Raw genomic sequence first — 26,642 nt, 5'->3', positions numbered from 1 at the left:
ATTATTGATTAAAGAAGTTATCAAATTCTCTAAACAATAATTTTTAATTTAGAGTTATAGCGTGTATTATTAAGCTAACATAACTTTTTTATATCACAGTGAAGGAAAAAGAAAAATTGCCTCTTATCCAGGACGATCCCTGGCTAGAACCCTATAATGATGACGTTGAAGCTCGTCTTGAACGATATCATAATGCTCTGAGTGAAATTCAAAAGGCATACGGTAGCCTTAGCAATTTTGCTGACGCTCATAAATACTATGGGGTTAACTTTGATAATGAAAAAAACGGATGGTGGTACAGAGAATGGGCCCCTAAAGCTCATCAGCTGTTCTTAACCGGAGACTTTAATCATTGGAATAGAGGTTCCCATTCTCTTACTAGGAATCCTAGAGGAGATTGGGAAATTTTTCTTCCATATGATCAATATAAAGACTCTTTTGTTCATGGAAGCAAGATTAAAGTCCATGTAGTTGCCAATAATGGTGCTATGGACAGAATTCCTGCATATATGCAAAAAGTCGTTCAAGATCCTCAGACCTATGACTTTAGCGGACAGCTTTGGTTTGCGCCTTTTCCATTCCAATGGGGATCATATAATCTCAACCTTCAGGATGTTCTCAAAGAACCTATTATCTACGAAACTCACGTAGGAATGGCTCAGGAGAAAGAAGGTCTTGGTACTTATATTGAATTTGCCGATGAGATTCTTCCGAGAATAAAAGACTATGGTTATAATGCAATTCAGTTAATGGCAGTAATGGAACATCCATATTATGGATCTTTCGGTTACCATGTATCTAACTTTTTTGCAGCTTCTTCCCGCTTTGGAAATCCAGAGGATTTAAAATATCTAATAGGTAAAGCTCACGAGTTGGGAATTGCCGTTATTATGGACATTGTTCATTCTCATGCAGTAAAAAATCTTTCTGAAGGATTGAATGAGTTTGACGGAAGTGATCACCAGTATTTCCATCCAGGAGGAAGAGGTTATCACGAAGGATGGGACTCCAAAATCTTTGATTATGGAAAATGGGAAGTGAAGCAATTTCTGTTAAGCAATGTTAAATTCTGGCTTGAAGAATATAAGTTCGATGGGTTTAGATTTGATGGTGTTACATCAATGCTATACTTCCATCATGGCTCTACCTCGTTCGATCACTATGACAAATATTTCAAAAATGATGTAGAATGGGATGCCATCACCTATCTGCAGTTAGCAAATGAGCTAATAAAAGAAGTAAATCCGAATGCAATTTCTATAGCTGAGGATGTGAGTGGAATGCCCGGCCTTTGTAGAACAGTAGAAGAAGGTGGTCTTGGTTTTGATTACAGACTTGCAATGGGGATTCCGGATTACTGGATAAAAATATTAAAAGAGAGAGCTGATGAGGACTGGGACATTAATGAAATGTGGTCAGTTTTGAGTAACCGAAGATGGAAGGAAAAAACAATAGCCTACGCTGAATCTCACGACCAAGCCCTGGTTGGAGACAAAACCCTTGCATTCTGGCTCATGGACAAGGAGATGTATTTCCATATGCTTGTTGATGATCCTAATGTAGTTATCGACAGAGGGATTGCTCTTCATAAAATGATCCGTCTATTTACCATATCACTTGGAGGAGAAGGGTATTTAAACTTTATGGGAAATGAATTCGGCCATCCTGAATGGATAGATTTTCCAAGACAAGGAAATAACTGGAGTTACAAGTATGCCCGCAGGCAATGGACACTGGTTGATAGTAAAAATCTGAAATACCAGTACCTTGCGAACTTTGATAAAGCAATGATTCATTGCATCAAAGAAAACCATATTGTTTCCGCCCTAAACGGAAGACAAATCAACATGGACTCTGCGAATAAGGTCATCATATTCGAAAGAAACAACCTTATATTTATATTTAACTTCAGCATTGGTAATTCAATTTTCGGCTATCGGTTCAGAGCTCCTGAAATGGGCAGGTATAAAATTATCTTAAATTCTGATGAAAAAGAGTTTGGTGGGTTTGGAAGAGTTGATACAGACTTTGTACACGAAACTGATGAATTTCAGTCATTGAGTATTTATCTTACCAACAGAACAGCTTTGGTGATGAAAAAAATAGATTAATATTAATTGTTTAAAAGCAAAAAAGGGTCTGGAAAATCTTCCACACCCTTTTTTTATTGAAAGAAGAGTTTTAGATTATTTTAGGAAAACTCTACTTTTCCCATCCTTGCCATGTTTTGTCGGATCCAATTCCTTCTCTTCAAAATATAGATAGAAGGCTTGGTCGGGGACCATTTCAGTGGATTAGGCAATATTGCTGCTAACAAAGCAGCTTGATCTCTTGAAAGCTTTTTCGCATTGATATTAAAATAATAATGTGAAGCTGCTTCTGCACCATAAACTCCATTCCCCAATTCCACAATATTAAGGTAGACTTCAAGTATCCGTTCCTTACTCCAGAATATTTCAATAAGGATAGTAAAATAAACTTCAAATCCTTTTCTCACCCATGATCTGGAAGGCCAGAGGAAAACATTCTTTGCAACCTGTTGACTAATTGTACTTGCACCAACCACTTTTTTCTTGCCTTTTTTATTGTATTCCATAGCCTTTTTGATTGCATTAAAGTCAAACCCATGATGGTCCATAAAACGCTGATCTTCCGATGCAATTACAGCTCTTTTTAAATTAGGAGAGATTTCATCAAAAGATACCCAGTCTTTTTTTAGCTTGAGTGATTTACCATTCCAGATCTGTTCAAAACACCTAATGATCATTAAAGGTGATACTATTGGGGGAACAAATCTTAAAATTATCACCGAAAATAAGGTACTGACCAGAAAAAAAATCGTAGTCAGTTTAATTATTCTAACACACTTTTTCCAAAACATCTTCATCCGGATTTTTCAATCCATATTTTTAGTAATCTAAACGAAATTACTAATAAATATTTTCTGAATTGAAAAATCAGGATGAAGTTGATTGATATTTGAAGATTAACCGGGATTTAAATTACGGCAGGCTCTTTGGAGGTTGTTACCAACAACTCCTTAAACTCTCTTCTCTTTTCTATGAAATTGTGAATATAGGAACAAGAAGTCCTTATCTTAATAAAATTTTTTTTGGCAAAATTCAGAGAAAATTCCACAATTCTACCTGCAATTCCCTGCCCTCTCAAATTTTTTGGAACAAACATTTGTTTCACCTCATAAATCTGATCGGAAAGTTTTTCATACTTCAGATTGCATTCCTTTCCATTTATAACGATAAAGAATTTCTGGCTCTTCCCATCATGCTTTATATCGAAAATCATCGTTACCCTCCTGTGGTTTTATTTAAAGAACTTTTAAAATATAACAAGAGAGATTTTAATTTTGTTAAACGACCACCCTACAAAAGAAAATTTTTGCCCCAATTTGAAAAAACTAACTCACTAAGTGGCAACCTATTAATCATCTGTTTTTCGCGTTCCTGTAAATTTAGAGGCAGTGTATTTAAATCTCCCTTATACCCTAAAGCAATTACTGTCACAGGTTCAAATTCTTCAGGAATCTGTAAATTTTCAATCGCTTTTTCACGGGAAAACCCTCCCATCTGATGTAAAAACAGCCCTTCATTAGTAGCCTGAATAGAAAGGTATGCCACCGACTGTCCAAGATCATAATTTCTGGAAGTATTTTCAGCACCATTTCGGGTATAATGTTTTTTGGCTAATGTTAAAATCAAAACCGGAGCATGTTGAGCCCATATTTGGTTGCCTTCATTTAATGTATCTGCTATACTTTTCCATACCTGCTCATCTTTTTTTAATCCCACGACATACCTCCAAGGTTGTTCATTCATTGCAGAAGGAGCTCTTCTGGAAGCTTCAAAGATCCTATGAAGTTTCTCATTTTCAACATCTTTTGTCAAGTAAGCTCTTGGACTCCATCGAGTTTCTATCAGCTCGTGTACTTTAATATTTCCCATTTCAATAAAATTTTAAACTATATCTTTATTTTTCGTAATTAATCAATTGCCATTGAAAAATCCTATCAATCATTATAATCAATCACTAATCCCGGTTTATTTTTGTATAATTATAACTTAGAAAAAGTTAAAAACAATTCATTTAATAATAGATGACCAGAGAAGAAGCCAAACTACGAATAGAAGAGCTTACAGAAAAGATCAATTACTATAATGATTTATATTATCAGCAAAGCACCTCTGCGATATCCGATTTTGAATTTGATAAGTTACTTGAAGAGTTAAATAAACTTGAGGATTTACATCCCGAATTTAAAAAAGAAGATTCGCCTAGCCAAAGGGTTGGTGGTACTATTACAAAAGAATTCAAAACTGTTTATCATGTATATCCGATGCTTTCCTTGGGCAATACCTATTCTGAGGAAGAACTTATTGAATTTGATAATAGAGTTAAGAAGACAATTGGTACAAATTTCGAATACATAGCTGAGCTTAAATTTGATGGTGTTGCTATGAGTATAACTTACGAAAATGGCATCCTTAAACAAGCCACAACTAGAGGAGACGGTGTCCGTGGAGATGACGTTACTGCAAATGTAAAAACAATACGTAGTATACCCTTAAAAATAAAAGGCAATAACATACCTCCCCTTTTTGAAGTCCGTGGCGAAGTATTTCTTCCTCTGGATTCCTTCAATAAAATTAACAAAGAGCGTGAAGATATAGGAGAACCATTACTTGCTAATCCCAGAAATGCAGCATCCGGAACAATCAAAATGCAAGATTCAACCGTAGTTGCACAAAGAAAACTCGATTGTTTCGTATATGGGCTATTGGGAGAAAATCTGGATATAAAATCTCATCATGATGCCTTGGTAAGGATTAAGGAATGGGGTTTTAATGTATCGGATTCTTATACTCGTTGTAAGGACATTCACGAAGTAATTAATTATATAAACAAGTGGGAAACAGAAAGATTTAAACTTCCTCTTGGCACAGATGGTATTGTTATAAAAGTAAATGATTACAAACAACAGGAGATACTTGGTTATACTGCAAAGAGTCCCCGTTGGGCAATAGCATATAAATACAAAGCAGAAACTGCGAGTACTTTGCTAGAATCTATAGAATATCAGGTGGGAAGAACCGGAGCTGTCACCCCTGTTGCTAACCTGTTACCAGTTCAGTTGGCTGGGACAAGGGTTAAGAGAGCTTCAGTTCACAATGCGAATGAAATAAAAAGACTTGACCTTCGCATTGGCGACACTGTATTTGTAGAAAAAGGTGGAGAAATTATACCGAAAATCACAGGAGTAAATCTGGGATTAAGGCCCGGAAATAGTATCCCTATTGAATATATTACCAATTGTCCTGAATGTGGTACACCACTTATCAGAAAAGAAGGGGAAGCTGTACATTACTGTCCGAATGAAAAAGGATGTCCTCCTCAAATTAAAGGCAAACTGGAACATTTTATTCAAAGAAAAGCTCTGAATATTGAAGGGATTGGATCCGAGACTGTGGATCAGCTTTATGCCAAAGGATTAGTTAAAGATCCCGCAGACTTATATGATTTAACTTTTGAAAAACTTTGTAGTCTTGAGAGATTTGGTGAAAAGTCGGCTAATAATATCATAAAAGGCTTAGAGACCTCAAAAACTGTCCCATTCAAAAATGTATTATTTGGAATAGGGATAAGGTATGTAGGAAACACGGTTGCGGAAAAGCTTGCGGATCATTTTAACAATATAGATGCATTGGCAAAGGCTTCATTTGAGGAATTGAGAGCAGTTCCGGAGATAGGAGAAAAAATTGCTCAAGGAGTAGTAGAATATTTTGCACAAGAAGAACATCGTCTTTTTATCGAAAGGTTGAAAAAAGCGGGGCTTCAGATGGAGGCTCAGGAGAAAGTAATTGAATTTGAAAGCAATATTTTTGAAGGAAAGACATTTGTTATTTCAGGAGTCTTTCAAAATTTCAGCCGGGACGGCATTAAGGAAAAAGTAGAGAAAAATGGAGGAAAAGTAGTCTCCAGTATATCAGCCAAGTTAAATTTCCTCATTGCCGGGGAAAATATGGGACCTTCCAAGCTTGAAAAAGCACAAAAACTTGGTATTCAAATGATATCCGAGGATGAATTTATAAACATGTTAAAATAGTTAAAGATGATTAAAAAGCTTTTTTTAAGAGTTAGAACTTATTACAACAGAAAAAATAACAAAGCCAAAAGGCAAAGTCTTAGTTATGAAGAATCTTCTACCGTTGGGATTCTTATAAGCAATGAAAACCCTAAAGGCAATGAATTGATATCTCAATTTGTGAAAAGTTTGATTAAAGAAGGGAAAAAAGTAGTAATCATCTGCAACTCAATGACCAATAATTGTGCCTTTGATTTCCCTTTTACCAGAATTTCATTTAGTGAGATAAACTGGAATGGTACTTATCGTGACGAAAAAATAAATAATTTTATAAAAACCGAATTCGACTATTTATATTCTATTAATATTTCACCATTTTTGCCTTTCGAAAATATTTTATCTGCAAGCAAAGCAAAATGCCGGTTCGGAATCTTTTCAGAAAAAAATAAAAATATTCTGGAAGTAATGGCCGAATTAAAAAAAGGAGAAGGCATTGAAGCATTGATCAGATTAATGGAAGTTTGTACAAAAAAATTCAGGAGTTAAAAAATGAGTATTTTTTCGGGGACCGGAGTAGCACTTGTAACGCCGTTTAGTGATGACGATAGTATTGATTTTAGCGGATTAAAAAAACTACTCGATCACGTAAGTCAAAATGGAGGAGACTATTTAGTGGTTAATGGTACCACGGGTGAATCTCCTACGACCAACCAGGATGAAAAAAAACAAATCTTAGATTTTGTACTCAAAGAAAACAAAGGCAAGCTACCAGTTGTCTTCGGAATTGGTGGTAATAATACAAAAGAAGTTCTTGAAAGAATAAAGAATACGAATTTCGAAGGTATCAGCGCAATTCTATCAGTTTGTCCTTATTACAATAAACCTTCTCAGGAAGGAATATATCAGCATTATAAGAAAATTGCAGAAGCGTCTCCTGTGCCGGTAATTCTTTACAATGTTCCCGGAAGAACGGGAATCAACATGACTGCGGCAACAACCATAAGACTTTCCAATGTTAAAAATGTAATTGGTATCAAAGAGGCTAACAGCGATTTGAAACAAGCTGAAGAGATAGCTAAGAAAAGTCTTAAAGGATTCCTTCTTATCAGCGGTGATGATATGACAACTGCAAGTTTCGGGGCCATTGGTGGTGTTGGAGTTATTTCAGTACTTGCCAACGCATTTCCGGCACACTTCAAAAAGTCAATTCAGTTCACATCTGAAGGAAAACATTCTGAAGCTGAAGCAGTGATTGCTAAGCTTGAAAAAATAAATCCTTTGATGTATGAAGAAGGAAATCCTGTAGGTATAAAAGAAGTACTTGAGCGTAAGGGTATCTGCAAAAGTAATGTAAGGCTGCCTTTGGTAAAAGCTTCTCAAAATCTCAGAGAACGTATCTTACAAGCGATAAACGAAGTTAATTAACAAAAAAAGAGGCTGAATTTCAGCCTCTTTTTTTGTTATTGTTCTTCATTATTCTTTTTATCCTGAACCTCAACTCTAATCTCCTGAGCTAAATTTTTAAGATCCTGCATACCTTTCCTTACACGGGTTCCTGCTGCTGCATTTTCTTTTTCATAAAATTTTGCAAAATCACCTTCCAGCGACATTACAAGATTTTTCAGTTGTTCGAATCTGTTCATTATTATAAAAATTTAGGTTATTAAAACGTTCTAAATTAAGAAATTAAAAAATACTACTCAAAAGAAAAGTAAGATTTTCTTTCTTTACCGTAGAAAATCTTACTTTCATTATGCTTCATTAAATTGAAATGTTCGACAATTTTTGCGTGTACAGCTTGTTTTGAAGTTTATAAGCAACCTCCTGGAAGGCCTTAATTGTCTGCTTAACATCCTCTAAAGTATGCATTGCAGTAGGTATAATTCTGAGTTCAAGAACTCCTTTAGGCACAACAGGATAAATAACAATAGAACAGAAAATACTATAGTTTTCTCTTAAATCTATAATCAACTGAGCAGCCTCGCTCTCATCACCTTTCAAATAAACAGGAGTTACAGGAGATTCCGTTTTACCAATATCAAATCCTGCATCTTTCAAACCTTGCTGTAAATTGCGAACTACATTCCAAAGGTTTTCTCTTAACTGAGGTTGAGTTCTTAATAATTCTAATCTTTTCATCCCACCTACTACCAAAGCCATTGGCAATGTTTTAGCAAAAATCTGAGACCTAGTATTATATCTTAAGAAGCCTATTACTTGTTCTGTACTAGAAACAAAGGCCCCTATACTTGCCATTGATTTAGCAAATGTAGAGAAGTAAATATCAATTCCATCCTGAACTCCAAGGTGCTCACCTGCTCCTGCACCTGTAGGTCCCATTGTTCCGAAACCGTGTGCGTCGTCAACCAATAATCTGAACTGATATTGTTTTTTCAGATCTACTATTTCTTTCAATTTACCAAGGTCGCCTGCCATACCAAACACTCCTTCAGTAATCACAAGAATTCCACCTTTAGTTTCCTGAACTATTTTAGTAGCTCTTTCAAGTTGCTTTTTAAGATTTTCTATATCGTTGTGAGGGAATACAAATCGTTTTCCTTGGTGCAGTCTTACACCATCAACAATGCAAGCATGAGATTCACTATCATAGATTACTACATCATGGCGGGAAAGAACTGCATCTATAATAGATACCATTCCTTGGTAACCGAAGTTAAGAAGCATGGTATCTTCTTTTTTCACAAAATCAGAAATCTGAGCTTCAAACTCTTCAATAAGATTTGAATTTCCTGACATCATCCTTGCTCCCATTGGGAAAGCCAATCCATACTTTGCAGCTCCTTCAGCATCAGCTTTACGAACTTCAGGGTGATTTGCAAGTCCAATGTAATTATTTAAGCTCCAGTTCAAAACTTCTTTTCCTCTGAACTTCATTCTGGGGCCAATTTCGCCTTCTAGTTTTGGGAATGCAAAATATCCATGTGCGACCGAAGAGTGTTTTCCTAACGGTCCTTTGTCATTTGTTAATTTATTAAATAAATCCAAGGTAGTAAATTTTTATTATAGTCAAATCAAAACCTTATTCTGATCAAATCCAGATCCAAAAATCGTACAAATGTAATCATTAAAATCAGATACTGAAATATGGTTTTCGATAAAATACCTCCTATATTCTTAAAAAAAGAATAAAATTAATGGATTTAATTATTTATTATTGACACATACAAAGGATCTGAAAAATGCAAAAAATTAAAAAGGTATTGATAGCCAATAGGGGTGAAATTGCTTTGAGAATCATGAGATCGCTGAAAGAAATGGATATAAAAACTGTTGCTGTTTTTAGTGAGGCTGACCGACTTTCTCCTCATGTTCAGTATGCCGATGAAGCTGTTTGCATTGGTCCCGCTCCCTCCTCTGCTTCCTATTTAAATATTTCGAAAATAATTGAAACGGCTCTAAAACTTAAAGCCGATGCAATACACCCAGGGTATGGTTTTCTAAGTGAAAATGAGACCTTTGCCCGTCAAGTAGAAGAATCTGGTTTAATATTTATCGGACCATCTGCCAATTCCATAAAAATAATGGGAAGCAAACTTGCAGCGAAAGATGCCGCTTCTGCCTATAATATCCCAATGGTGCCAGGAATAAACAAACCCGTAACAGATATTAATGAAGCCCTCAGGGTAACTTCGGAAATAGGATATCCCGTTCTTATCAAGGCCAGTGCCGGTGGTGGAGGAAAAGGAATGCGTATTGTTGAAAGTCCTGACGAATTTGCTGAACAACTGGAAAGAGCTTCAAGCGAGGCCAAATCTGCCTTCGGAGACGGATCTGTATTTATTGAAAAATACATTGCATCTCCGAAACACATCGAAGTTCAAGTACTTGGGGATCAACATGGTAATGTAATCCATCTTTTTGAAAGGGAATGCTCTATTCAGAGACGTTATCAGAAAGTAGTTGAGGAAGCCCCCTCTCCTGTTTTAAACTACGAGAAAAGAATGGCGATAGGAGAAGCGGCAGTTAAAGTAGCTAAATCCTGTAATTACTATGGAGCAGGAACTGTTGAGTTTATAGTTGATGAACAGCTTAACTTTTATTTCCTTGAAATGAATACCAGGCTACAGGTTGAACATCCTGTAACTGAAATGATAACAGGGATAGATCTGGTAAAGGAACAAATTAATATAGCGGAAGGCAACGCACTTTCATTCGGACAAGAAGATGTCTCTATAAGAGGTCACGCTATCGAATTAAGGGTTTATGCAGAAGACCCGACGAATAACTTTCTTCCTGATATCGGAAAACTCATAACATATAGAAGACCTCAAGGTCCCGGAATAAGAGTTGATGATGGTTTTGAAGAATCAATGGAAATACCTGTATTCTATGATCCTATGATTGCTAAATTGATTACCTATGGAAGTAATAGGACAGAAGCCATACAAAGAATGAAGAGGGCAATTTCTGAATACAAAATTTCAGGCATCATGACGACTCTGCCTTTTGGTGCCTATGTTATGGATCATGAGGAATTTATTTCAGGCAGATTTGATACACATTTTGTAAAAAAACATTTTTCTCCTGAACATCTAAAAATCAATTTGGATAAAGATACTGAAGAAATTGCCATGGCATTTGCAGGAAAGTTTTTTACCGAAAAAAACAATACTCAACCCTTATCAGAATTTCAAAACACCTCCGGAAATTCAGTCTGGAAAAGAAGATACAGTTAATTTTTTATGCCCGAAGTGTTTCCTTTGGAAGTGTACATGTATAATGATTTACAGTCACTTCCTAATCTTTCTTTTCCATTAATGCCCAAGGAAGAGTTCAGTAATGATTTGGAGTCTCTTTATAATATACCATTCCATAGTATTTTACTAACCTATCCAAAATCATCTGAGGGAAAAGATTCTTCTTTTCAAGATTGGAAAAAAAACAAAGTACTGAAAAAAGAAGCACCTGCCATATACAAATACACTCAGGAATACAATCATCCTGTAAGCAGAAAACCATATAAGCGCATTGGTATATTGGTGGGACTAAAAGTAGATGACTGGGGCCCAGAAAATGTACTTCCTCATGAAGGAATCAATTCAGAGGTAGTTGAGCAAGGTATCCAATTTCTTGAAAAATATCAGGTTAATTCATCTCCTATTCACCTACTATACTCTGATCCAGAAAAATCATTTCAAAACTACCTGGAAAACCCTTCTGCTTTAGTTTCAAAGTTCACTGACACGTTTGGAACCACTCATAAACTTGAAAAATTTGAAGAGAATGCCAAGATGAACCTTAACCACCTGTTCAAAAACAATCCATTATTCTTGGCAGATGGTCACCATAGGTACCAGACAATGATACTATATAATGAAAAGTATGGACAAAAGGCACTTATTCCAGCTTATATTAGTTTAATGGAGAATGAACCTCCGACCATATTACCCTTTCATAGATTAGTAAAATTAAGTGAATTTAAGGAAGAAAAATTACTCAAGATTTTGAGGAGTTTTTTTCAATTGCAACCTATTTCTTCAGAGAACGTAGAGGCATTCACCTCTCGGGAAGATGAGGGAGAGTGGGGATTAATTCTAAAATCTCAATCATTTATTCTTAAGCCGATTAATGAAAAAGTTAAACATTTTATTAATAAAAAAGCTTATAATGAGGCTGGACAAAAAATGGCACTAATTGACTATTTAGTATTAAAATACTTAGAAAATTTCAAAAAAGAACAACCTAAAAACTGGTTTAATCTAAAATTTTCTTATAACTTTACTAAATTATCCAAAAAAGTGCAGTCTGGAGAAGCAGATTTTGGATTAATATTAAAGGGCGTAAGTATGAAAACTCTCAGGAAAACAGTATTAAATAATTCAATATTGCCTGAGAAATCGACATTCTTTTACCCTAAAATGCTAGCTGGTTTGGTCTTTTATGACCTTACCGATCGAAATTGAAAACACTTACAAATCTTTACGATACATTCAGGTCATATGAAAAACTATATTATTCTCAAATCATTGCTATTACTGATGGCATTTGTTTCCTTCGTAGGAAATGCCTCTGCAGAAATCGCGGCTGACACCTCTTTCTTCGAAAAGGGAAATGTAAAATACAAAAAAGGTGATTTTCTTGGCGCTATTGAAGAGTTTGATAAAGTATTAGCAAAAGACCCTAAAAATGTAGAAGCATATTTTAACAGAGGAATATGCAGGACAGAGATTGGAGATAATGAGTCTGCAATAGAAGACTTTAACAATGTACTCGAACTTAACCACAACCATTATAAGGCGTTCATAAAAAGAGGTATTGCCAAAGAACAACTTGGTGATCAAAAGGGAGCAATCGATGACTTCTCAAAAGCTTTGGTCCACTCTCCAAAAGATCCTGATGCCTTGTCACACAGAGCTAATATTAAATATCTTCTTAGTGACTATGCCGGATCTATAAAGGATTATACAACTCTTATAGACCTTGCTCAGCCAAATAATTTTGAAGCTTTTTACAAAAGAGGTCTGGCTCGCAATGAATATGGAAGATTTAAAGAAGCAATCGCTGATTTTACAAGAGTGATAGAATTGTATCCTAAATACAACTATGCGTATTTCTACAGAGGTTTTGCAAAAAATCACATTGATGACTTTAAAGGTGCCATCGAAGATTATACAAAGGTAATTGAGCTAGACCCTAATGATAAATTCTCTTATTACAACAGAGGTTATTCTAAGCTTCAAATGATGGACATTGAAGGTGCAGATAAAGATTATCAAAAAGCAACAGAGATCGACCCTAAATTTGAAGAAGCATATTATCAATGGGCTGAAGTATTCGCTACAAGCGGAAATACAAAAGCCGCAATGGAAAAATTCAACAAAGCAGTAGAATTATTCCCTAACCATAAAGATGCATATTTCAACAGAGGTGCTTATCTTACAGAAATTGACAAAAGCAAAGAAGCTATTGTTGATTTAAACAAAGCTATCGAATTAAATCCAAAAGACAGAGAAGCTTATTATTTCAGAGGCGTTGCTTATGCTCAATTGAATAAAAACTCCGAAGCCTGCCTTGACCTGAAGCAAGCGGAACAACTTGGAGATGTAAGAGCAACAGAAATGATCAAAAGCGTCTGTGGCAGAAATACTCCTAACCTTATTAAGTAATAAATATCAGTAAGATTTGAATAAGAATTTAAATATAATCCTTGCTTCCAATTCGCCCAGAAGGCAACAAATACTAAAGGAAGCAGGGATTATTTTTTTGGTAAGAAGTAAAAATATTCCCGAAGATTACCCATCAGATCTACCTAAAAGAAGTATATCTGAATACCTTGCCGAAAAAAAAGCAGAATCTTTTTGCGATGAATCACAAAACAGCTTAATAATAGCTGCTGATACAACAGTGCTCGTAGATGGAAATATTCTTGAAAAACCTGTTAATCAATTTGATGCAACCAGAATGCTCAGGGAATTATCAGGAAAATACCATGAGGTAATTACAGGAGTCTGTTTATTGCACAAAAACAAAAAAATATCATTTTCCGATACCACTAAAGTCTATTTCAAAGAGCTTTCCGAAGCTGAAATTCGACACTATGTGGAAACATATAAGCCCTTTGATAAAGCCGGGAGCTATGGTATTCAGGAATGGATAGGGTTAATTGGAATTACGGGAATTGAAGGCTCTTACTTCAATGTAATGGGGCTTCCGATTCACAAAGTTTATGAATCACTTAAGGAATTTAAGTGAGTTTACTTTCCAGTATTTTTATTTCTGTAACTGGGGAAGTTTTTTCATAAAGAATATTATAAACAGCCTTTATAATGGGCATCTCAATAGTCAGTTCTTTATTGATCTCATTGATGCCTTTCACTGCATAATATCCTTCCGCAACCATATTCATTTCTATTTGAGCTGATTTAACAGAGTATCCCCTTCCAATCATATTTCCAAAAGTACGATTTCTGCTAAACTGAGAATAGGTGGTTACCAGCAAATCGCCTAAGAATGCAGATGAACAGAGTATTCTATGTCCGGAAGGATGTAATGCATTAACAAACCTGGAAATTTCCTGCATTGCATTTGAAACCAAAACTGCCTGAAAATTATCTCCATAATTTAACCCATGAGTTATACCGCATGCTATAGCAATTATATTTTTCATAATTGCAGCATATTCAATTCCATACAAATCAAGGGAAACAGATGATTTTACAAATCTACACGACAATAACTCTGCAATTGTTTTTCCTGTTTCTTGATCTGAAGCCGCAATAGTTAGGTAAGATTTCTTTTCCATGGCAACTTCTTCAGAATGACATGGACCAGCTATAATGCAAAGCTTTTCTGGTTTAACTCCAAATTCAGAAGAAAGGAAATCAGTGATAAGCTTATTCTCATGGGGAATCATCCCTTTGATTCCTGATACAATGATTTTATTCTGATAACTCTCTTTATCTAGCGAAAGAAGAATTTCTTTTATAAAAGCAGACGGAACCGCAAGGATTAAGACAGAAGATAATTCAACAGCCCTTTTAAGGTCTGATATAGGCCTTACTTTTGTAAGATTAATATGAATATCACTTGCATATCGTGGATTAGACTCATATGCGAGAATGTGTTCTACATCCTCCTCCTTTCTTAGCCACCAATGAATCAGTATATTTTGCTCTGATAGAATCTTCACAAGTGCCGTAGCCCAGCTTCCCCCTCCTATTACAGCAACTGATAACTGCTTTTCCATGTAGTTTTTTAAATTTAAATTCCTGCTAAATTAGCAAAATAATTTTTATTGACTGATTAAATCTTACCATGAGCCAACTCATTCTAAACGGAGAATATTACCCAGTGGAAAGCAATCAGCTTTTATCCACCGCCAACAGAGCTTTTTTATATGGCGATGGAGTATTTGAAACAATTAAGCTTCAAAATAAAAATTTGTTATTCTGGGAGGACCATTACACTCGTATGATTAATGGTGCCAAAGCTTTATCCCTGGATTGTTCCCTAATATCCAAAGATGAACTAAGTGCTTCAATTATTAATCTAGCTGAAAAGAATTCTTTATCAACTGCCAGGATTCGGATACAACTATGGCGCTCTCCAGGAGGGTTGTTCACACCTTTAAATAATTCCGTTCAATATTTAATCAATGCCTCAGAATTCACAGCGGCTCCTTTATTAAAAAAATCTTGCTTTTTCTTTGATGAGGTGCCTTTAGCATACTCATCCATTTCCAGATATAAAACATGCAATGCACTTCCATACATTCTTGCTAGTATCAAAAGAAAGGAACTTGAGGCTGATGAAATGATTTTGTTTAATACAGATGGTTTTGTATCCGAATGCTCATCCTCCAACATCTTCTGGATAAAAGGAGAAACGTTATGTACTCCTTCTCTTGAAACAGGCTGTATCGAAGGAATTGTAAGAAAGCAGATTTTGTCTTATGCAAAGCGAATTCACATAAAGGTTGTTGAAGGCCAGTACTTTAAAGAAGATCTATTACATGCTGACTTTGTATTTAGCACAAACACTACAGGAATAAGCCAACTGGGATGTATTGAAGGAAAGCAATTTAAAGAAAAACATCCTTTGTATGATCAATTGATTGAATCTTATACCAAGGATGTTTCTCTGCAAGGCTAAAAATACCTAAGCCTATCTGAATTCAAAGTTTATTTAAAACTTATTAATTACAACTTAATCCTTAGACCGCTACATCAGCCTTTATTGCAGGATGTGGATTATAATTTTCCAAAGTAAAATCTTCGTATTTAAAATCAAAAATAGATTTTACAGCAGGATTAATTTTCATTTGAGGAAGAGGTCGCAATTCTCTTGAAAGTTGAAGTCTGGTCTGCTCAAGATGATTTGAATACAAATGAGCATCTCCAAGAGTATGCACAAAATCTCCAGGTTGCAAACCGCACACCTGTGCAACCATCATAGTCAGCAATGCATAAGAAGCAATATTAAAAGGTACTCCTAGAAAAACGTCGGCACTCCGTTGATACAATTGACAGGAAAGCTTACCTTCTGCTACATAAAACTGAAAAAATGCATGGCAAGGTGGTAACTTCATCTTATCCACATCTGCAACGTTCCAAGCACTAACAATAAGCCTCCTTGAATCTGGCGTTTTTTTGATTTGTTCAATAACCTTTGATATCTGATCAATGTGTCCACCATCTGGCGTTGGCCAGCTTCTCCACTGATATCCATAAACCGGACCTAGATTTCCCTTTTCGTCTGCCCATTCATCCCAGATACTTACGCCATTTTCCTTAAGATACTTAATATTGGTATCACCTTTCAGAAACCAAAGTAACTCATGGATAATTGACTTTAAATGAAGCTTTTTTGTAGTCACTACAGGAAATCCTTCTGATAAATCAAACCTCATCTGATAACCAAATACACTGATGGTACCTGTACCTGTTCTGTCTTCCTTCCTCACACCTTTTTCAAGAATATGAGTCATCAATTCATGATACTGCTTCATAACTTCAATTTATAGCTACCCCCGAAAATACAAAAAAAAAGGTCCCAATGGGACCTTTTAAACTTAAATATTCCTTTTTAAAAACTACTCAGCGGCTTTCTGCTCAGCCGGAGCTGCGCTATTTTCTGCACCTTTTGAAGCACAGCATGATTTTTTAGAAGAAGAACAACCTGATTTAGAAGCGCATTCTTTCTTCTTTTTCTTTTTATCTTTGTCTTTATCCTTTACGACAACAGAAATATTTGAATCTGTTACAACTGCTGCGAAAGAAGTACCGAAAGCAACAAGAACTGAGAATATTACGCTGAAAATTACTTTTTTCATAAGATTAAAATTTCAATTATTAAGGTTTAAAACAAGAGATATTAGATAAATATAAAAAAATATTGATTCAATTCCAAATTTTAAGATTTTTAAATACCACTAGGCTGGTACGGCTAATAATCGTTTGAGTTTTTTCCCATTTACATGTATTACTGCATCTCTTCTTTGAATCCGGCATTCTATATTGTTCTCCTGTAGAATTTTAAACTTCAGTAAGCTGTTATTGAAAAATACTGCTTAAAAAAACTATTTTTGCAGTCCAAAAAAAATAATGATATAACTACCATGGCAGAATATAACTTTCAAGAGATTGAAAAAAAGTGGCAGGAAAAGTGGGAGGCTTCAAAAATCTTCGAAGCAGACACCAACCAGAGTAAACCAAAATACTATGCCCTCGACATGTTTCCTTATCCTTCAGGAGCAGGACTTCACGTTGGACATCCACTGGGTTACATTGCCACAGATATTGTCGCCAGATATAAAAGAATCAAAGGTTTTAACGTATTGCATCCAATGGGATTTGACTCTTTCGGACTTCCGGCGGAACAATATGCGATGCAAACAGGCCAGCATCCGGCTATAACTACTGAACAGAATATAACAAGATATAAAGAACAGCTAAAAAAGATTGGATTCTCCTATGATTGGTCCAGAGAAGTAAGAACCAGCAATGCTGATTATTACAAATGGACTCAATGGATATTCACTCAGCTTTTCAAACATTGGTACAACAAAGACAAGGAAAAAGCAGAGTCTATCGAAGATTTAGTTAAAATCTTTGAAACTTCAGGAAACAAATCTGTTAACGCGGTTCGTGATGAAGACACTCCTGTTTTCACAGCAGAAGACTGGAAGAAACTTTCCGAAAGAGCAAAACAAGAGATGCTTTTGAAGTATCGTCTTACTTATCTATCCGAAACTATGGTAAACTGGTGTCCGGAGCTTGGAACTGTACTTGCCAATGAAGAAGTAAAGGATGGAGTTTCTGAACGTGGAGGATATCCTGTAATCAGAAAAAAGATGCTTCAATGGAGCATGCGTATCACAGCATATGCAGAAAGATTGCTTACTGGGCTTGATACCATTGACTGGCCAGAGCCTATGAAAGAAATGCAGCGTAACTGGATTGGAAAATCTCTGGGCGCTGAGCTTACATTTAAAGTAGAAGGCAAGGACCTTGAATTAAAAGTTTTCACGACAAGAATTGATACCACATTTGGTGTAACCTTTGTTTCTATTGCTCCCGAGCATGAGCTAATCCCTGAACTTACTACTCCTGATCAAAAAGAAGAAGTAGAAAAGTATGTGGAAACAGCAAAGAACAGATCGGAAAGAGATCGTATGAGCGATGTAAAAACTGTTTCAGGACAATTTACAGGAAGCTATGTGATCAATCCGTTTAATGAAGAGCGCATTCCAATATATATAGCTGACTATGTACTTTCCGGATACGGTACGGGAGTTGTAATGGCTGTTCCATCTTCAGATACAAGGGACTTTGGATTTGCAAAACATTTCAACTTGCCCATTATACCAGTGCAGGAAGGAGAAGGTTCGGATATTACCAAAGATGATTTTGATCCGAAAAAAGGTACAATGATCAACAGCGCATTTCTGAATGGACTTACAGTACCTGAGGCTATTAAGAAAGCTATTGAATTCATCGAACAAAAAGGTATTGGTAAAGCCAAGATCAACTTTAAAATGAGGGATTCCATTTTTGGAAGACAAAGATATTGGGGAGAACCAATTCCTGTATCTTACGACAGTAATGGAATGCCGGTAATCTTCAAAGATTCTGAACTACCATTAATACTTCCTCCTATCGACGAGTACAGACCTACCGAGGCAGGAGATCCTCCACTGGGAAGAAACAAAGATTTTGTTGCAAAGAATATTGAGTTAAGTACAATGCCTGGTTGGGCAGGATCAAGCTGGTATTACCTGCGCTACATGGATCCTAAAAATTCTAACAGACTTGTAGGCAAGGATGCAGAGCAATACTGGAATCAGGTTGACTTATATATCGGTGGTGCAGAACATGCAACAGGCCATTTGTTATACTCAAGGTTCTGGAATAAGTTCTTAAAGGATATCGGATATGTCAGCAGCGAAGAACCTTTTGCAAAGCTTATCAATCAGGGGATGATTCAGGGAAGATCGAACTTTGTATACAGAGTTAAGGGAACTCAAAAATATGTATCCTATAGTCTAAGAAAGCAATACGATACAACTCCATTGCACGTAGATGTAAACATCGTCAATAATGACGTACTTGATACAGATGCTTTTAAAGCATGGAGACCTGACTTTGCCGAAGCTGAATTTATCCTTGAAGATGGCAAATACATATGCGGAAGCGAAGTAGAAAAAATGTCCAAATCTTTGTTCAACGTTGTAAACCCTGATGATATTGTTGCCAAATATGGAGCAGATACATTGCGTTTGTATGAGATGTTCCTAGGACCTTTGGAGCAGTTCAAGCCATGGAACACCAATGGTATCGAAGGAGTCTATAAATTCCTTAGAAAGCTTTGGAATCTTTGTCACGACGAGAGCGGAAAGCTTAATATTTCCGACGCAGAACCAACCAAGGAGGAATATAAAGCGCTTCATAAGACAATTAAGAAAGTAGAGGAAGATATAGAGCGCTTCTCATTTAATACTTCTGTAAGTACATTTATGATTTGTGTCAATGAGCTAGGGTCACTAAAGTGTAATAAAAAGAAAATCCTCAGCGATCTTCTTATTGTCCTTTCTCCTTATGCACCTCATATTGCCGAAGAGTTATGGTCTGAGTTTGGCAATAAGGATAGCATATTAAAAGCTTCTTATCCTGTATTTAAACAGGAGTATCTGACAGAAGAAAGTTTTGAATATCCTATCTCCATCAATGGTAAAATGAGGGTAAAACTTGATCTTCCTCTTAATCTTACAAGCCAGCAGATAGAGGAAACTGTTCTTTCTAATGATCAGGTGCAAAAATGGCTTGAAGGCAAAGCTCCTAAAAAAGTAATTGTTGTGCCTAACAAGATTGTGAATCTTGTAATTTAAAATATATTACGAATAAAATTAAAAAGGCTGTCTTTACCGGACAGCCTTTTTAATTTATTTATCTTCAGCTCTTAGTAGCTCTTATTTTTGCCTAACAAGAAACCAACACCAGCCGAGACAGCCCACTGACGGTTCTTAGCATTCAGCCTGTAGATATCGTTGTTGACTTCATTAAATCCAAACCCATATCTTCCGTCAACAGTGAAGAAGACAGGACCGGCATTGATATCAATACCTGCACCTACCACCCCACCGAAATCATTCTTTCTGATTGCTGTAGTGCCATAATCGAGTGATTCACCTGTCTCATTGTTAGAGACAGTATAGCTGGCTTTATTTCTAAATCCCCAAGATGGACCTGCAAAAATATTAGGATAAACCGCTCCGAGAGGTAATCTTAGCTTTAACAGCACCGGCACCTGGATGTAACTGCTATTAAGTCTGGTATTAGTACCACCAAACTCTCCTCTGGTACCATATTGGTTATAAAGCACCTCTGGTTGAATAGCGACTATACGTGCAAGACCGATGTTAGCAAAACCACCGGCTAGGAATCCATTTCTGGAATTCTGACTACTTTTATCCTTTGACAAATGCGAGAATGTTGCTCCTCCTTTAGGACCTAAAGAAAAAGTCACCTGCGCATCTGCATTTTGCAGACCTAGAAATACTAGACCTGAAAACACAACTGACTTTACTACTCCTTTTAGATTTGAAAGTAATCCCCTTCTCTGTACTACCTTTTCCATTTTATTCATTTCGATTAGTTAGTAAATCATTTATTAGACTAACGGGGAGAGAAAAAATATTGTTTAAAAGCCAAAAGCCAAAAGCCAAAAGCTGAAAGAAAAGAATTAAGTAATAAGGGGTTTAGTAATAGATAACGAAGATACCATTAACTATACATTTACAAATATTATGAAACATTAAATTGAATGAGTTCTGTCCAAAACTACTTAATGGAACAATGCCTTTCTGTTGCTTAAAAATTATTATTAGGTAAACTTTGATTAAACTTTAAATATATATTTAAACTAAATTATTTGTAGCTCATATCTAATTACTATTATTTAAATCTCATCTTACAAAATATAATGGCAGGGTAACACATTTAAACCAAAGAGTGGTCTCCTGAAGATTATTTATTGTATAACTACTTACATTACCGATTTACCATAATATTATAAAAATGAATACTACTTCCGATATCACCCCTATCATAAATTCTATTAGCGAAAACTATTCTCCCCTCTCTGACTCTTGCAAAACTGATATTCAGAACAAGTCCAAAATTTTAATATTGGAGCAACCAGTTGTTCTTGTGAAAGAAGGACAATATGCAGACAAAGCTTATTTCCTGATCAAAGGAAGTGCAAGAGCTTTTTACCTAAAAGACGGGAAAGATATTTCGGACTGGTTTGCATTTGAAGGTGATTTCATATGTTCAATCAACAGCTTCTTTTTAAATATCCCCAGCCCTCATTCTATTGAAACATTGGAACCTGCTGTATTACTAGAGCTTTCTAGGGATCATATACAGGCTTTATCTGATCAATATCATGATTTTGAACGACTCATCAATAAAGTAGTAGTTAAAACTTTACTTCAACTGCAGCAGCGCATTGTATCAATCCAGTTTGAGACAGCTCATCAGAAATTTGAGAACCTACTAAAAATTACTCCGGACATCACCCAAAGGGTGCCTCTTACCCATATAGCATCTTATTTAGGTATTACATTGGAGACGTTGAGCAGAATTAGGAACCCCAAAAACCGAATTTGATTTATATCAAATGAATATCGGAAAAGTAATTTCACCTTTGATAAAATTACAATCAGATGAAAAAGGGTCATTATTTTTCAGGAATATTCATAGCTGTTTTCATTGCAGTGCATTTACTGAACCAGCTCGTAAGTCTCGGCGGTGTGCCGGAGCACATCAAATTTATGGAAACAGTAAGGCTTTTTTACCGAAATATTTTCATTGAAACTATTCTACTGGGAGCTATCCTTTTCCAGATTATTTCTGGTCTAAAACTATTCAGGACAAAAATAAAAACAGTCGATACTCCATTTGAAAAAATTCAGGTCTGGTCGGGGCTTTATCTTGTCGTATTCTTTTTTTTCCATATCAGCGCTGTAATGACAGGAAGGTATCTGTTTCATCTTGATACCAATTTTTATTTCGGGGCTGCAGGTATAAATACCTTTCCATTCAATTTATTCTTTGTACCCTACTACGGACTTGCCATACTATCCTTCTTCGGGCATATTGCGGCTGCTCACAGTAAAAAGATGAAAAGTGATTTTCTGAACCTTGGTCCGCAAGGGCAAGCTAGAGCAATAATAGGCTTGGGGATTCTGGTAACTATTCTGATCTTTTGTGGAATGACCGATTACTTTAAAGGTATTAATATTCCTGAGGCTTATGGAGTTCTTATTGGGAAATAAGCAAAAGTAGAATTTACTTCACCAATTGTCCGAAAGCATATGTTTTATTAAAAAAAATATAATTGTCATTTTACTTTTTCTTCTTTTTTGAAGCCTTAGCCTTGCTGTTGAATTCCAGGCACAGCTTGATCCAGAATTCAAAATCTTTCTCCTTTTTTATACCTTTAGGACTAACATAGCAGTATCCCTTAAGCTCTTTCCCTCTCATTACCATTGGTAAATAGCCCACCTTCGTTTCAATTTCCTTCTGTCTTTCAGGATCAAATCTGCACATCAGATTTTCTCCACTCACATTTACACACATCTTATCATTGATCATAAATGCCAATCCTCTAAACATTTTCTTTTCTTCAATTTTTAACCCTGGAACTTCGGAAAGATAAATCCTGACTCTATCTGCAAGTATTTGATCAAATGACATATTTTATGGTATTTATTTAGCTTATACAATAATGGAAGGATCTTTTATTTGTACTCGTTTTATTAGCACAAGTCATTCCCAACTTTATCCAGGTACTCAAAGAGTATCCTTTTTCTTTCCATCCATTCCAACTAAAGTATTTGGTTTTACTCTTCCTTCTTCCCAATCCCATCTATCTTTAACAATGTCAGTATGTACAGTCTCTGCTTTTTCAGCACGTACCCAAGTTCTCAAAAATGATCTTTTCCCGTCACTTTCCTTATCCAATGACAGATCATTATCTTTCTGATCCAGGAGCATGCTCATTCTTCGTTGCAAAGGCCGATCATCGGATGTCATATTACTTTTTCCGCCTGCCTTAGGTATGGAAACCACTCCAAAACCATCATGATCTCCTTTATGCACCAAAAGATCTATATCAGCGTCCGTCAATATTTTTTTCCCGGGATCTGCTTCTCTCATCATATTTCTATCATACCTCTTTCCTCCATTTGAAATTTGCTCAAAAAACTTAAACCAGCGCTTTCCTCTATTCGAAATCTTTGGTTTACTTTCAGATTTCTCCTCCTCTTTATTTGGCTTACTTTCAGATTTTCCCTCTTCTTTATCCAGAGCCTCAAATCGTTCTATATATTTAAAATAATTCTTTTTATCCTTTTCCTTCAGGTAATCATGTATTTCGAATCCTTGAGCCCTTCTATGTCTTGTTGTAGGAGATGAGTGGTTGATCGCTTCATCCACAAATGAAACAAAACCATATCGGGGAATCTCAACCACATCTATTATTTGCGGCTCTCTCAACTGATCCATTACTGTCTTTCTATCCTGAAGAAACTCTTCCGGCAAGCTTTTGGCAATATCCGACATATGCTTTGCATTTTCCATTGGATTTACAACATACTCTGGTCCTATAACCTTCTTTTCATTAAGATAATTTAAATTTACAAACAGGGTGGTTCCAAGCGTATCTTTATGAAAAACATTATCTAAGGTAGACCTTTCTCTATAATAATGTACTTCTACCACAACTTTCCAAGCAGAATTGCCACCGTTCGCAAAATCACTTTCCTCCAAATAATCAAGCTGCCCCGCAGCTTCCATAGTACTCAAAGTATTAGCGATTATATTTCTCTTCAGATCTTTTCCTAATAATTCGTAAATCCCGAAACCTACTGCTCCTTTTCCAAGGTTCACAAAATTACAGCTTTTGATGAGTTCCTTTAAATTCTTAAACCCCTGCAACGGGGGCAGTACAATGCCTCCAAGACATACAGCAGCATTATATTTCATCCTGTTCACATCATCCATCTTATCTATCTTCATTACCTTCTTATAGATTTTTTCGAGATCGCTTTCAATATTTTTTGCCAGTTTAATGTCCTGTTGTCCTACTTTTGGTGCAGCCATGTTTTTACTACTGAGCACCTGAGCTGATTTTTCATTCCTCTGGACAATATTTGAATGAACATCTTTATTTTTCCGTTGAACTAGCAACTCACTTTCATTCGAAATTTGTAAAGCTTTCATACCCATTTCATCTGCTTCCTGTTCCAACCCCTTATCGTCATTAATACTCACTTTTTCCTTCATCTGAATTGTAGGCTGCACTCTTCCCTGCTTCTGCTGCACCACATGCCAAGCCTCATGCGGCAAATGTTTTTCCTGACCGGTAGCCATGTGAATGTCTGTCCCCTGAGCATAGGCATGAGCTTGCATCTGCGCGGGTTTGTCTGAATTGTAATGAACCTTCACATCATTCATAGATATGCCTGAAAGATTTTCTATTCCGGACTTTAGGTTATCCGGCATACCTGTGTTATTTTCTTTTGTTAAATTCTTGTTTTCCTTTAACTGTATGTTTTCTTCCTCCACTTCTTTCTTCATCTGAATGTTTCCCTGAGGAAAACTCATAGATTGCATTACATTATTGCCATATCCATTATTCTGTAAATGCTCCAGTCCAGTGTTGGCTAGTGATCCATACTCCATTGAACTCAGAGTTGGACGGGAAGTATTGTTATGACTTCTTTGAAGAGCGGGGACCTTTTGAGTTTTTTCTGAAGACATACTAAACTGAGTTTACTCCTTTATGGCAATAGAATACAGTTATTATAAAACCGAATATACATTTTAAATCCGGCATTCAAGAAGTCATTATGAACAAGGAGATCCAAATGATGGAATGAAACAATCAATTATATGAGGTACCTAGCTCAAAACGGTCAAGACATATCTCAATAAATAACTGAAGCTTTTATCCTTTTTATTAAAACCTACCCTTCTCAAATGCTCCTGGTATAGAATATTTCTGTTTTATTGATTCACTTACTTCTACAACACTTTCATGTATCACATAAAAATTTTCTTTATTCTTATCCAGGTTATTTTTTTGTTCTTTTACAAAATCAGTGATATCAGTAACTGACTTGATAAAAGTATTATTAAATCTTTCAAGGGCAGTACCTTTTATACCAATTTGAACTGCTCGTCGTTTGAGCTTATCTCCATTTGGACCATGATCGGGATCCCATTGAATTCTTACTTCACTGGTATTCAATTGTTCTCTCCATGTCTGCTCATTACCATACCGATTATCATAACTAGTTACAACCCCAAGTTCTAACAATTCTGAAAATCCATCTATAGAAATTTCAATTGCAATGATCCTGTTTTGATTTTCCTTTTCTGCCCAACCGCTTCTATACATCATCCATAAGAAATTAGGCTTAATCCAGGTCATTCTTGAAAAGCTGTAATCTGCACCACCAAACTTCTGATTGGTTATCGCATAATTGGCTATTTTATCATTAAAAGCCTGATATACGATAATGGAAGAATCCTTTACTTGTCCTAATATGTAGTTACCTTCCTGAGGCAAGTCTTTTTCGTAATAGATATATGGTATTGTATTCAACTTCATTTTTAATATTATTAAATTTTCTCGTTCTCCAAGTATTCGTGATTTATTTCAAAATGTAGTATTCAATTAATCAACCTTAAATTATCAAAAAAGCCTTAATGAGAAAACTTCCCCAATGAAAATCCCGTTCACTGTAAAAGTTCTCAAGGTATATCAAGATGACAGCATCCGAAAGAAAAAAACGTACAGAGGATTTCCTTTGCAGCCACGGGCTTCCTGTTTTTGATAATTTGCCGCCTTTAGAAGAAGAAAAAGATATTACCCTGAGAACACCTCAGGAGATTGCAGAACGCATCCTTATCCTCTCCTATTTAAATTGCACGGCATTTGATCCTAACCTGAGGAATAGCATAATTGACTTTCTAAAAGAAGAAGGCTTATGGGCAAAGATATCACCACAAGAAAAAATACTTTTTGAAAAGCCTGAACTTGATGACGAAGATATAACAATCATAGCATGGCGTGCGGAGGCAATATGGCTGTTACTTTGGACGATAAACAAAGCAGATCAACTCATTTTTTCAAATGAGGAAGTTAATTTCAATGCTATATTTGAGCAACTTCCTTCATTTATGAATAGTACAGAAGACTTTGTTACTTCTGCAACCATGAGGCCTACCGCCGAAATACTAGATAAGGCCGACCTTCTCTTTAGAATTAACTGGGCTTTCTATCAGGCACAAACCAATAAGTTAAATATCATTGAACTCAATGAAGGTATTGTTTTTGAGAGATACTTTGCAATAAACTGGGTTATAAATCTCCGTAGTAATTGGGATGAATGATTTTAAAATTCAATTCTACATAATAATATTTCTAACAGATTAACACCATAAGCCTACCCAAAATGGCATTTTGCTTACAGTAAAATAAGATATGTCTTCAAGGAAATTCCCTGAAGACATAT

25 protein-coding genes are annotated in these 26,642 nt (G+C 35.8%); 13 read left to right on the top strand and 12 right to left on the bottom strand.

What is annotated here, in order from left to right; all coding sequences use genetic code 11:
• The first annotated feature begins 98 nt into the window (after nucleotides 1–98).
• Entirely contained in the window at nucleotides 99–2,111 is a 2,013-nt protein-coding gene (locus J7604_RS19830; protein WP_293899646.1) for an alpha-amylase family glycosyl hydrolase, read from the top strand.
• A gap of 80 nt (nucleotides 2,112–2,191) precedes the next feature.
• Here J7604_RS19830 and mtgA read toward each other — a convergent pair whose 3' ends face one another.
• The 3 genes from mtgA to J7604_RS19815 form a co-directional block, all read right to left on the bottom strand.
• Nucleotides 2,192–2,881, bottom strand: a complete 690-nt coding sequence (mtgA, locus tag J7604_RS19825) for a monofunctional biosynthetic peptidoglycan transglycosylase (protein ID WP_367113592.1) — start codon at nucleotides 2,879–2,881, stop codon at nucleotides 2,192–2,194.
• Nucleotides 2,882–2,997: 116 nt separating this feature from the next.
• On the bottom strand, nucleotides 2,998–3,303 hold the full coding sequence (locus J7604_RS19820) for an N-acetyltransferase (RefSeq protein ID WP_293899641.1): 306 nt from the start codon (nucleotides 3,301–3,303) through the stop codon (nucleotides 2,998–3,000).
• 77 nt (nucleotides 3,304–3,380) lie between these two features.
• Nucleotides 3,381–3,959, bottom strand: coding sequence for a nitroreductase family protein (locus tag J7604_RS19815; RefSeq protein WP_293899638.1), 579 nt, complete (start codon nucleotides 3,957–3,959; stop codon nucleotides 3,381–3,383).
• Between the two features lie 152 nt (nucleotides 3,960–4,111).
• Here J7604_RS19815 and ligA point away from each other — a divergent pair, with 152 nt between their 5' ends.
• The 3 genes from ligA to dapA are packed head-to-tail and all read left to right on the top strand — an operon-like array spanning nucleotide 4,112 to nucleotide 7,522.
• Nucleotides 4,112–6,118, top strand: coding sequence for an NAD-dependent DNA ligase LigA (gene ligA / locus J7604_RS19810; protein WP_293899635.1), 2,007 nt, complete (start codon nucleotides 4,112–4,114; stop codon nucleotides 6,116–6,118).
• 6 nt (nucleotides 6,119–6,124) lie between these two features.
• Nucleotides 6,125–6,643, top strand: a complete 519-nt coding sequence (locus tag J7604_RS19805) for a hypothetical protein (protein ID WP_293899632.1) — start codon at nucleotides 6,125–6,127, stop codon at nucleotides 6,641–6,643.
• A gap of 3 nt (nucleotides 6,644–6,646) precedes the next feature.
• Complete coding sequence (gene dapA / locus J7604_RS19800; RefSeq protein ID WP_293899629.1) at nucleotides 6,647–7,522, top strand: 4-hydroxy-tetrahydrodipicolinate synthase; 876 nt, start codon at nucleotides 6,647–6,649, stop codon at nucleotides 7,520–7,522.
• Nucleotides 7,523–7,557: 35 nt separating this feature from the next.
• Here the strand turns inward: dapA and J7604_RS19795 are convergent, their stop codons facing one another.
• Together J7604_RS19795 and J7604_RS19790 are read right to left on the bottom strand one after the other, a co-directional pair.
• Nucleotides 7,558–7,740: a hypothetical protein gene (locus tag J7604_RS19795; RefSeq protein WP_045468942.1), complete on the bottom strand. Its 183-nt coding sequence runs from the start codon at nucleotides 7,738–7,740 to the stop codon at nucleotides 7,558–7,560.
• Between the two features lie 118 nt (nucleotides 7,741–7,858).
• A complete protein-coding gene (locus tag J7604_RS19790) occupies nucleotides 7,859–9,103 on the bottom strand; it encodes a pyridoxal phosphate-dependent aminotransferase family protein (RefSeq protein ID WP_293899623.1) in 1,245 nt (414 codons plus the stop codon).
• 194 nt (nucleotides 9,104–9,297) lie between these two features.
• Between J7604_RS19790 and accC the strand changes: the two genes are divergently transcribed.
• The 4 genes from accC to J7604_RS19770 are packed head-to-tail and all read left to right on the top strand — an operon-like array spanning nucleotide 9,298 to nucleotide 13,810.
• On the top strand, nucleotides 9,298–10,794 hold the full coding sequence (gene accC / locus J7604_RS19785) for an acetyl-CoA carboxylase biotin carboxylase subunit (RefSeq protein WP_293899620.1): 1,497 nt from the start codon (nucleotides 9,298–9,300) through the stop codon (nucleotides 10,792–10,794).
• 6 nt (nucleotides 10,795–10,800) lie between these two features.
• Nucleotides 10,801–12,021: a DUF1015 family protein gene (locus tag J7604_RS19780; RefSeq protein WP_293899617.1), complete on the top strand. Its 1,221-nt coding sequence runs from the start codon at nucleotides 10,801–10,803 to the stop codon at nucleotides 12,019–12,021.
• A gap of 36 nt (nucleotides 12,022–12,057) precedes the next feature.
• Entirely contained in the window at nucleotides 12,058–13,224 is a 1,167-nt protein-coding gene (locus J7604_RS19775) for a tetratricopeptide repeat protein (protein ID WP_293899614.1), read from the top strand.
• 16 nt (nucleotides 13,225–13,240) lie between these two features.
• The gene (locus J7604_RS19770; RefSeq protein ID WP_293899611.1) at nucleotides 13,241–13,810 is read left to right on the top strand and encodes a Maf family nucleotide pyrophosphatase; all 570 of its coding nucleotides are present in this window, start codon (nucleotides 13,241–13,243) and stop codon (nucleotides 13,808–13,810) included.
• Here the strand turns inward: J7604_RS19770 and J7604_RS19765 are convergent.
• Entirely contained in the window at nucleotides 13,803–14,804 is a 1,002-nt protein-coding gene (locus tag J7604_RS19765) for an NAD(P)H-dependent glycerol-3-phosphate dehydrogenase (protein WP_293899608.1), read from the bottom strand. The two genes, J7604_RS19770 and J7604_RS19765, sit on opposite strands and share 8 nt — an antisense overlap.
• Nucleotides 14,805–14,872: 68 nt before the next feature.
• On the opposite strand from J7604_RS19765, the gene J7604_RS19760 reads away from it, so the two are divergent.
• Entirely contained in the window at nucleotides 14,873–15,709 is an 837-nt protein-coding gene (locus tag J7604_RS19760; protein WP_293899605.1) for an aminotransferase class IV, read from the top strand.
• Between the two features lie 61 nt (nucleotides 15,710–15,770).
• Here the strand turns inward: J7604_RS19760 and J7604_RS19755 are convergent, their stop codons facing one another.
• Complete coding sequence (locus J7604_RS19755) at nucleotides 15,771–16,565, bottom strand: thymidylate synthase (RefSeq protein ID WP_293899602.1); 795 nt, start codon at nucleotides 16,563–16,565, stop codon at nucleotides 15,771–15,773.
• Nucleotides 16,566–16,649: 84 nt separating this feature from the next.
• Nucleotides 16,650–16,889, bottom strand: coding sequence for a hypothetical protein (locus J7604_RS19750; RefSeq protein WP_293899599.1), 240 nt, complete (start codon nucleotides 16,887–16,889; stop codon nucleotides 16,650–16,652).
• A gap of 285 nt (nucleotides 16,890–17,174) precedes the next feature.
• Between J7604_RS19750 and leuS the strand changes: the two genes are divergently transcribed.
• A complete protein-coding gene (leuS, locus tag J7604_RS19745) occupies nucleotides 17,175–19,943 on the top strand; it encodes a leucine--tRNA ligase (protein WP_293899596.1) in 2,769 nt (922 codons plus the stop codon).
• A gap of 71 nt (nucleotides 19,944–20,014) precedes the next feature.
• Here the strand turns inward: leuS and J7604_RS19740 are convergent, their stop codons facing one another.
• Nucleotides 20,015–20,692: a porin family protein gene (locus J7604_RS19740; RefSeq protein WP_293899593.1), complete on the bottom strand. Its 678-nt coding sequence runs from the start codon at nucleotides 20,690–20,692 to the stop codon at nucleotides 20,015–20,017.
• A gap of 440 nt (nucleotides 20,693–21,132) precedes the next feature.
• On the opposite strand from J7604_RS19740, the gene J7604_RS19735 reads away from it, so the two are divergent.
• Together J7604_RS19735 and J7604_RS19730 are read left to right on the top strand one after the other, a co-directional pair.
• Nucleotides 21,133–21,726: a Crp/Fnr family transcriptional regulator gene (locus J7604_RS19735; RefSeq protein ID WP_293899589.1), complete on the top strand. Its 594-nt coding sequence runs from the start codon at nucleotides 21,133–21,135 to the stop codon at nucleotides 21,724–21,726.
• A gap of 56 nt (nucleotides 21,727–21,782) precedes the next feature.
• Nucleotides 21,783–22,394: a hypothetical protein gene (locus J7604_RS19730; protein ID WP_293899587.1), complete on the top strand. Its 612-nt coding sequence runs from the start codon at nucleotides 21,783–21,785 to the stop codon at nucleotides 22,392–22,394.
• A 70-nt stretch (nucleotides 22,395–22,464) separates the two neighbouring features.
• Here J7604_RS19730 and J7604_RS19725 read toward each other — a convergent pair whose 3' ends face one another.
• From J7604_RS19725 to J7604_RS19715, 3 genes are all read right to left on the bottom strand, one after another.
• On the bottom strand, nucleotides 22,465–22,815 hold the full coding sequence (locus tag J7604_RS19725) for a TfoX/Sxy family protein (protein ID WP_293899585.1): 351 nt from the start codon (nucleotides 22,813–22,815) through the stop codon (nucleotides 22,465–22,467).
• A 96-nt stretch (nucleotides 22,816–22,911) separates the two neighbouring features.
• Nucleotides 22,912–24,882 (bottom strand): DUF4157 domain-containing protein, encoded by a 1,971-nt coding sequence (locus tag J7604_RS19720; RefSeq protein WP_293899582.1) that lies wholly within the window; start codon nucleotides 24,880–24,882, stop codon nucleotides 22,912–22,914.
• Nucleotides 24,883–25,081: 199 nt separating this feature from the next.
• The gene (locus tag J7604_RS19715; RefSeq protein ID WP_293899579.1) at nucleotides 25,082–25,735 is read right to left on the bottom strand and encodes a DUF4291 domain-containing protein; all 654 of its coding nucleotides are present in this window, start codon (nucleotides 25,733–25,735) and stop codon (nucleotides 25,082–25,084) included.
• Nucleotides 25,736–25,893: 158 nt separating this feature from the next.
• Here J7604_RS19715 and J7604_RS19710 point away from each other — a divergent pair, with 158 nt between their 5' ends.
• Nucleotides 25,894–26,520 (top strand): DUF4272 domain-containing protein, encoded by a 627-nt coding sequence (locus J7604_RS19710; RefSeq protein ID WP_293899577.1) that lies wholly within the window; start codon nucleotides 25,894–25,896, stop codon nucleotides 26,518–26,520.
• The last annotated feature ends 122 nt before the right edge of the window (nucleotides 26,521–26,642 follow it).

The organism is Sporocytophaga sp. (assembly GCF_017745095.1).
GTDB lineage: Bacteria > Bacteroidota > Bacteroidia > Cytophagales > Cytophagaceae > Sporocytophaga.
The sequence above is the reverse complement of the archived record's forward strand: the minus strand, read 5'-3'. Positions and strand labels throughout refer to the sequence as shown.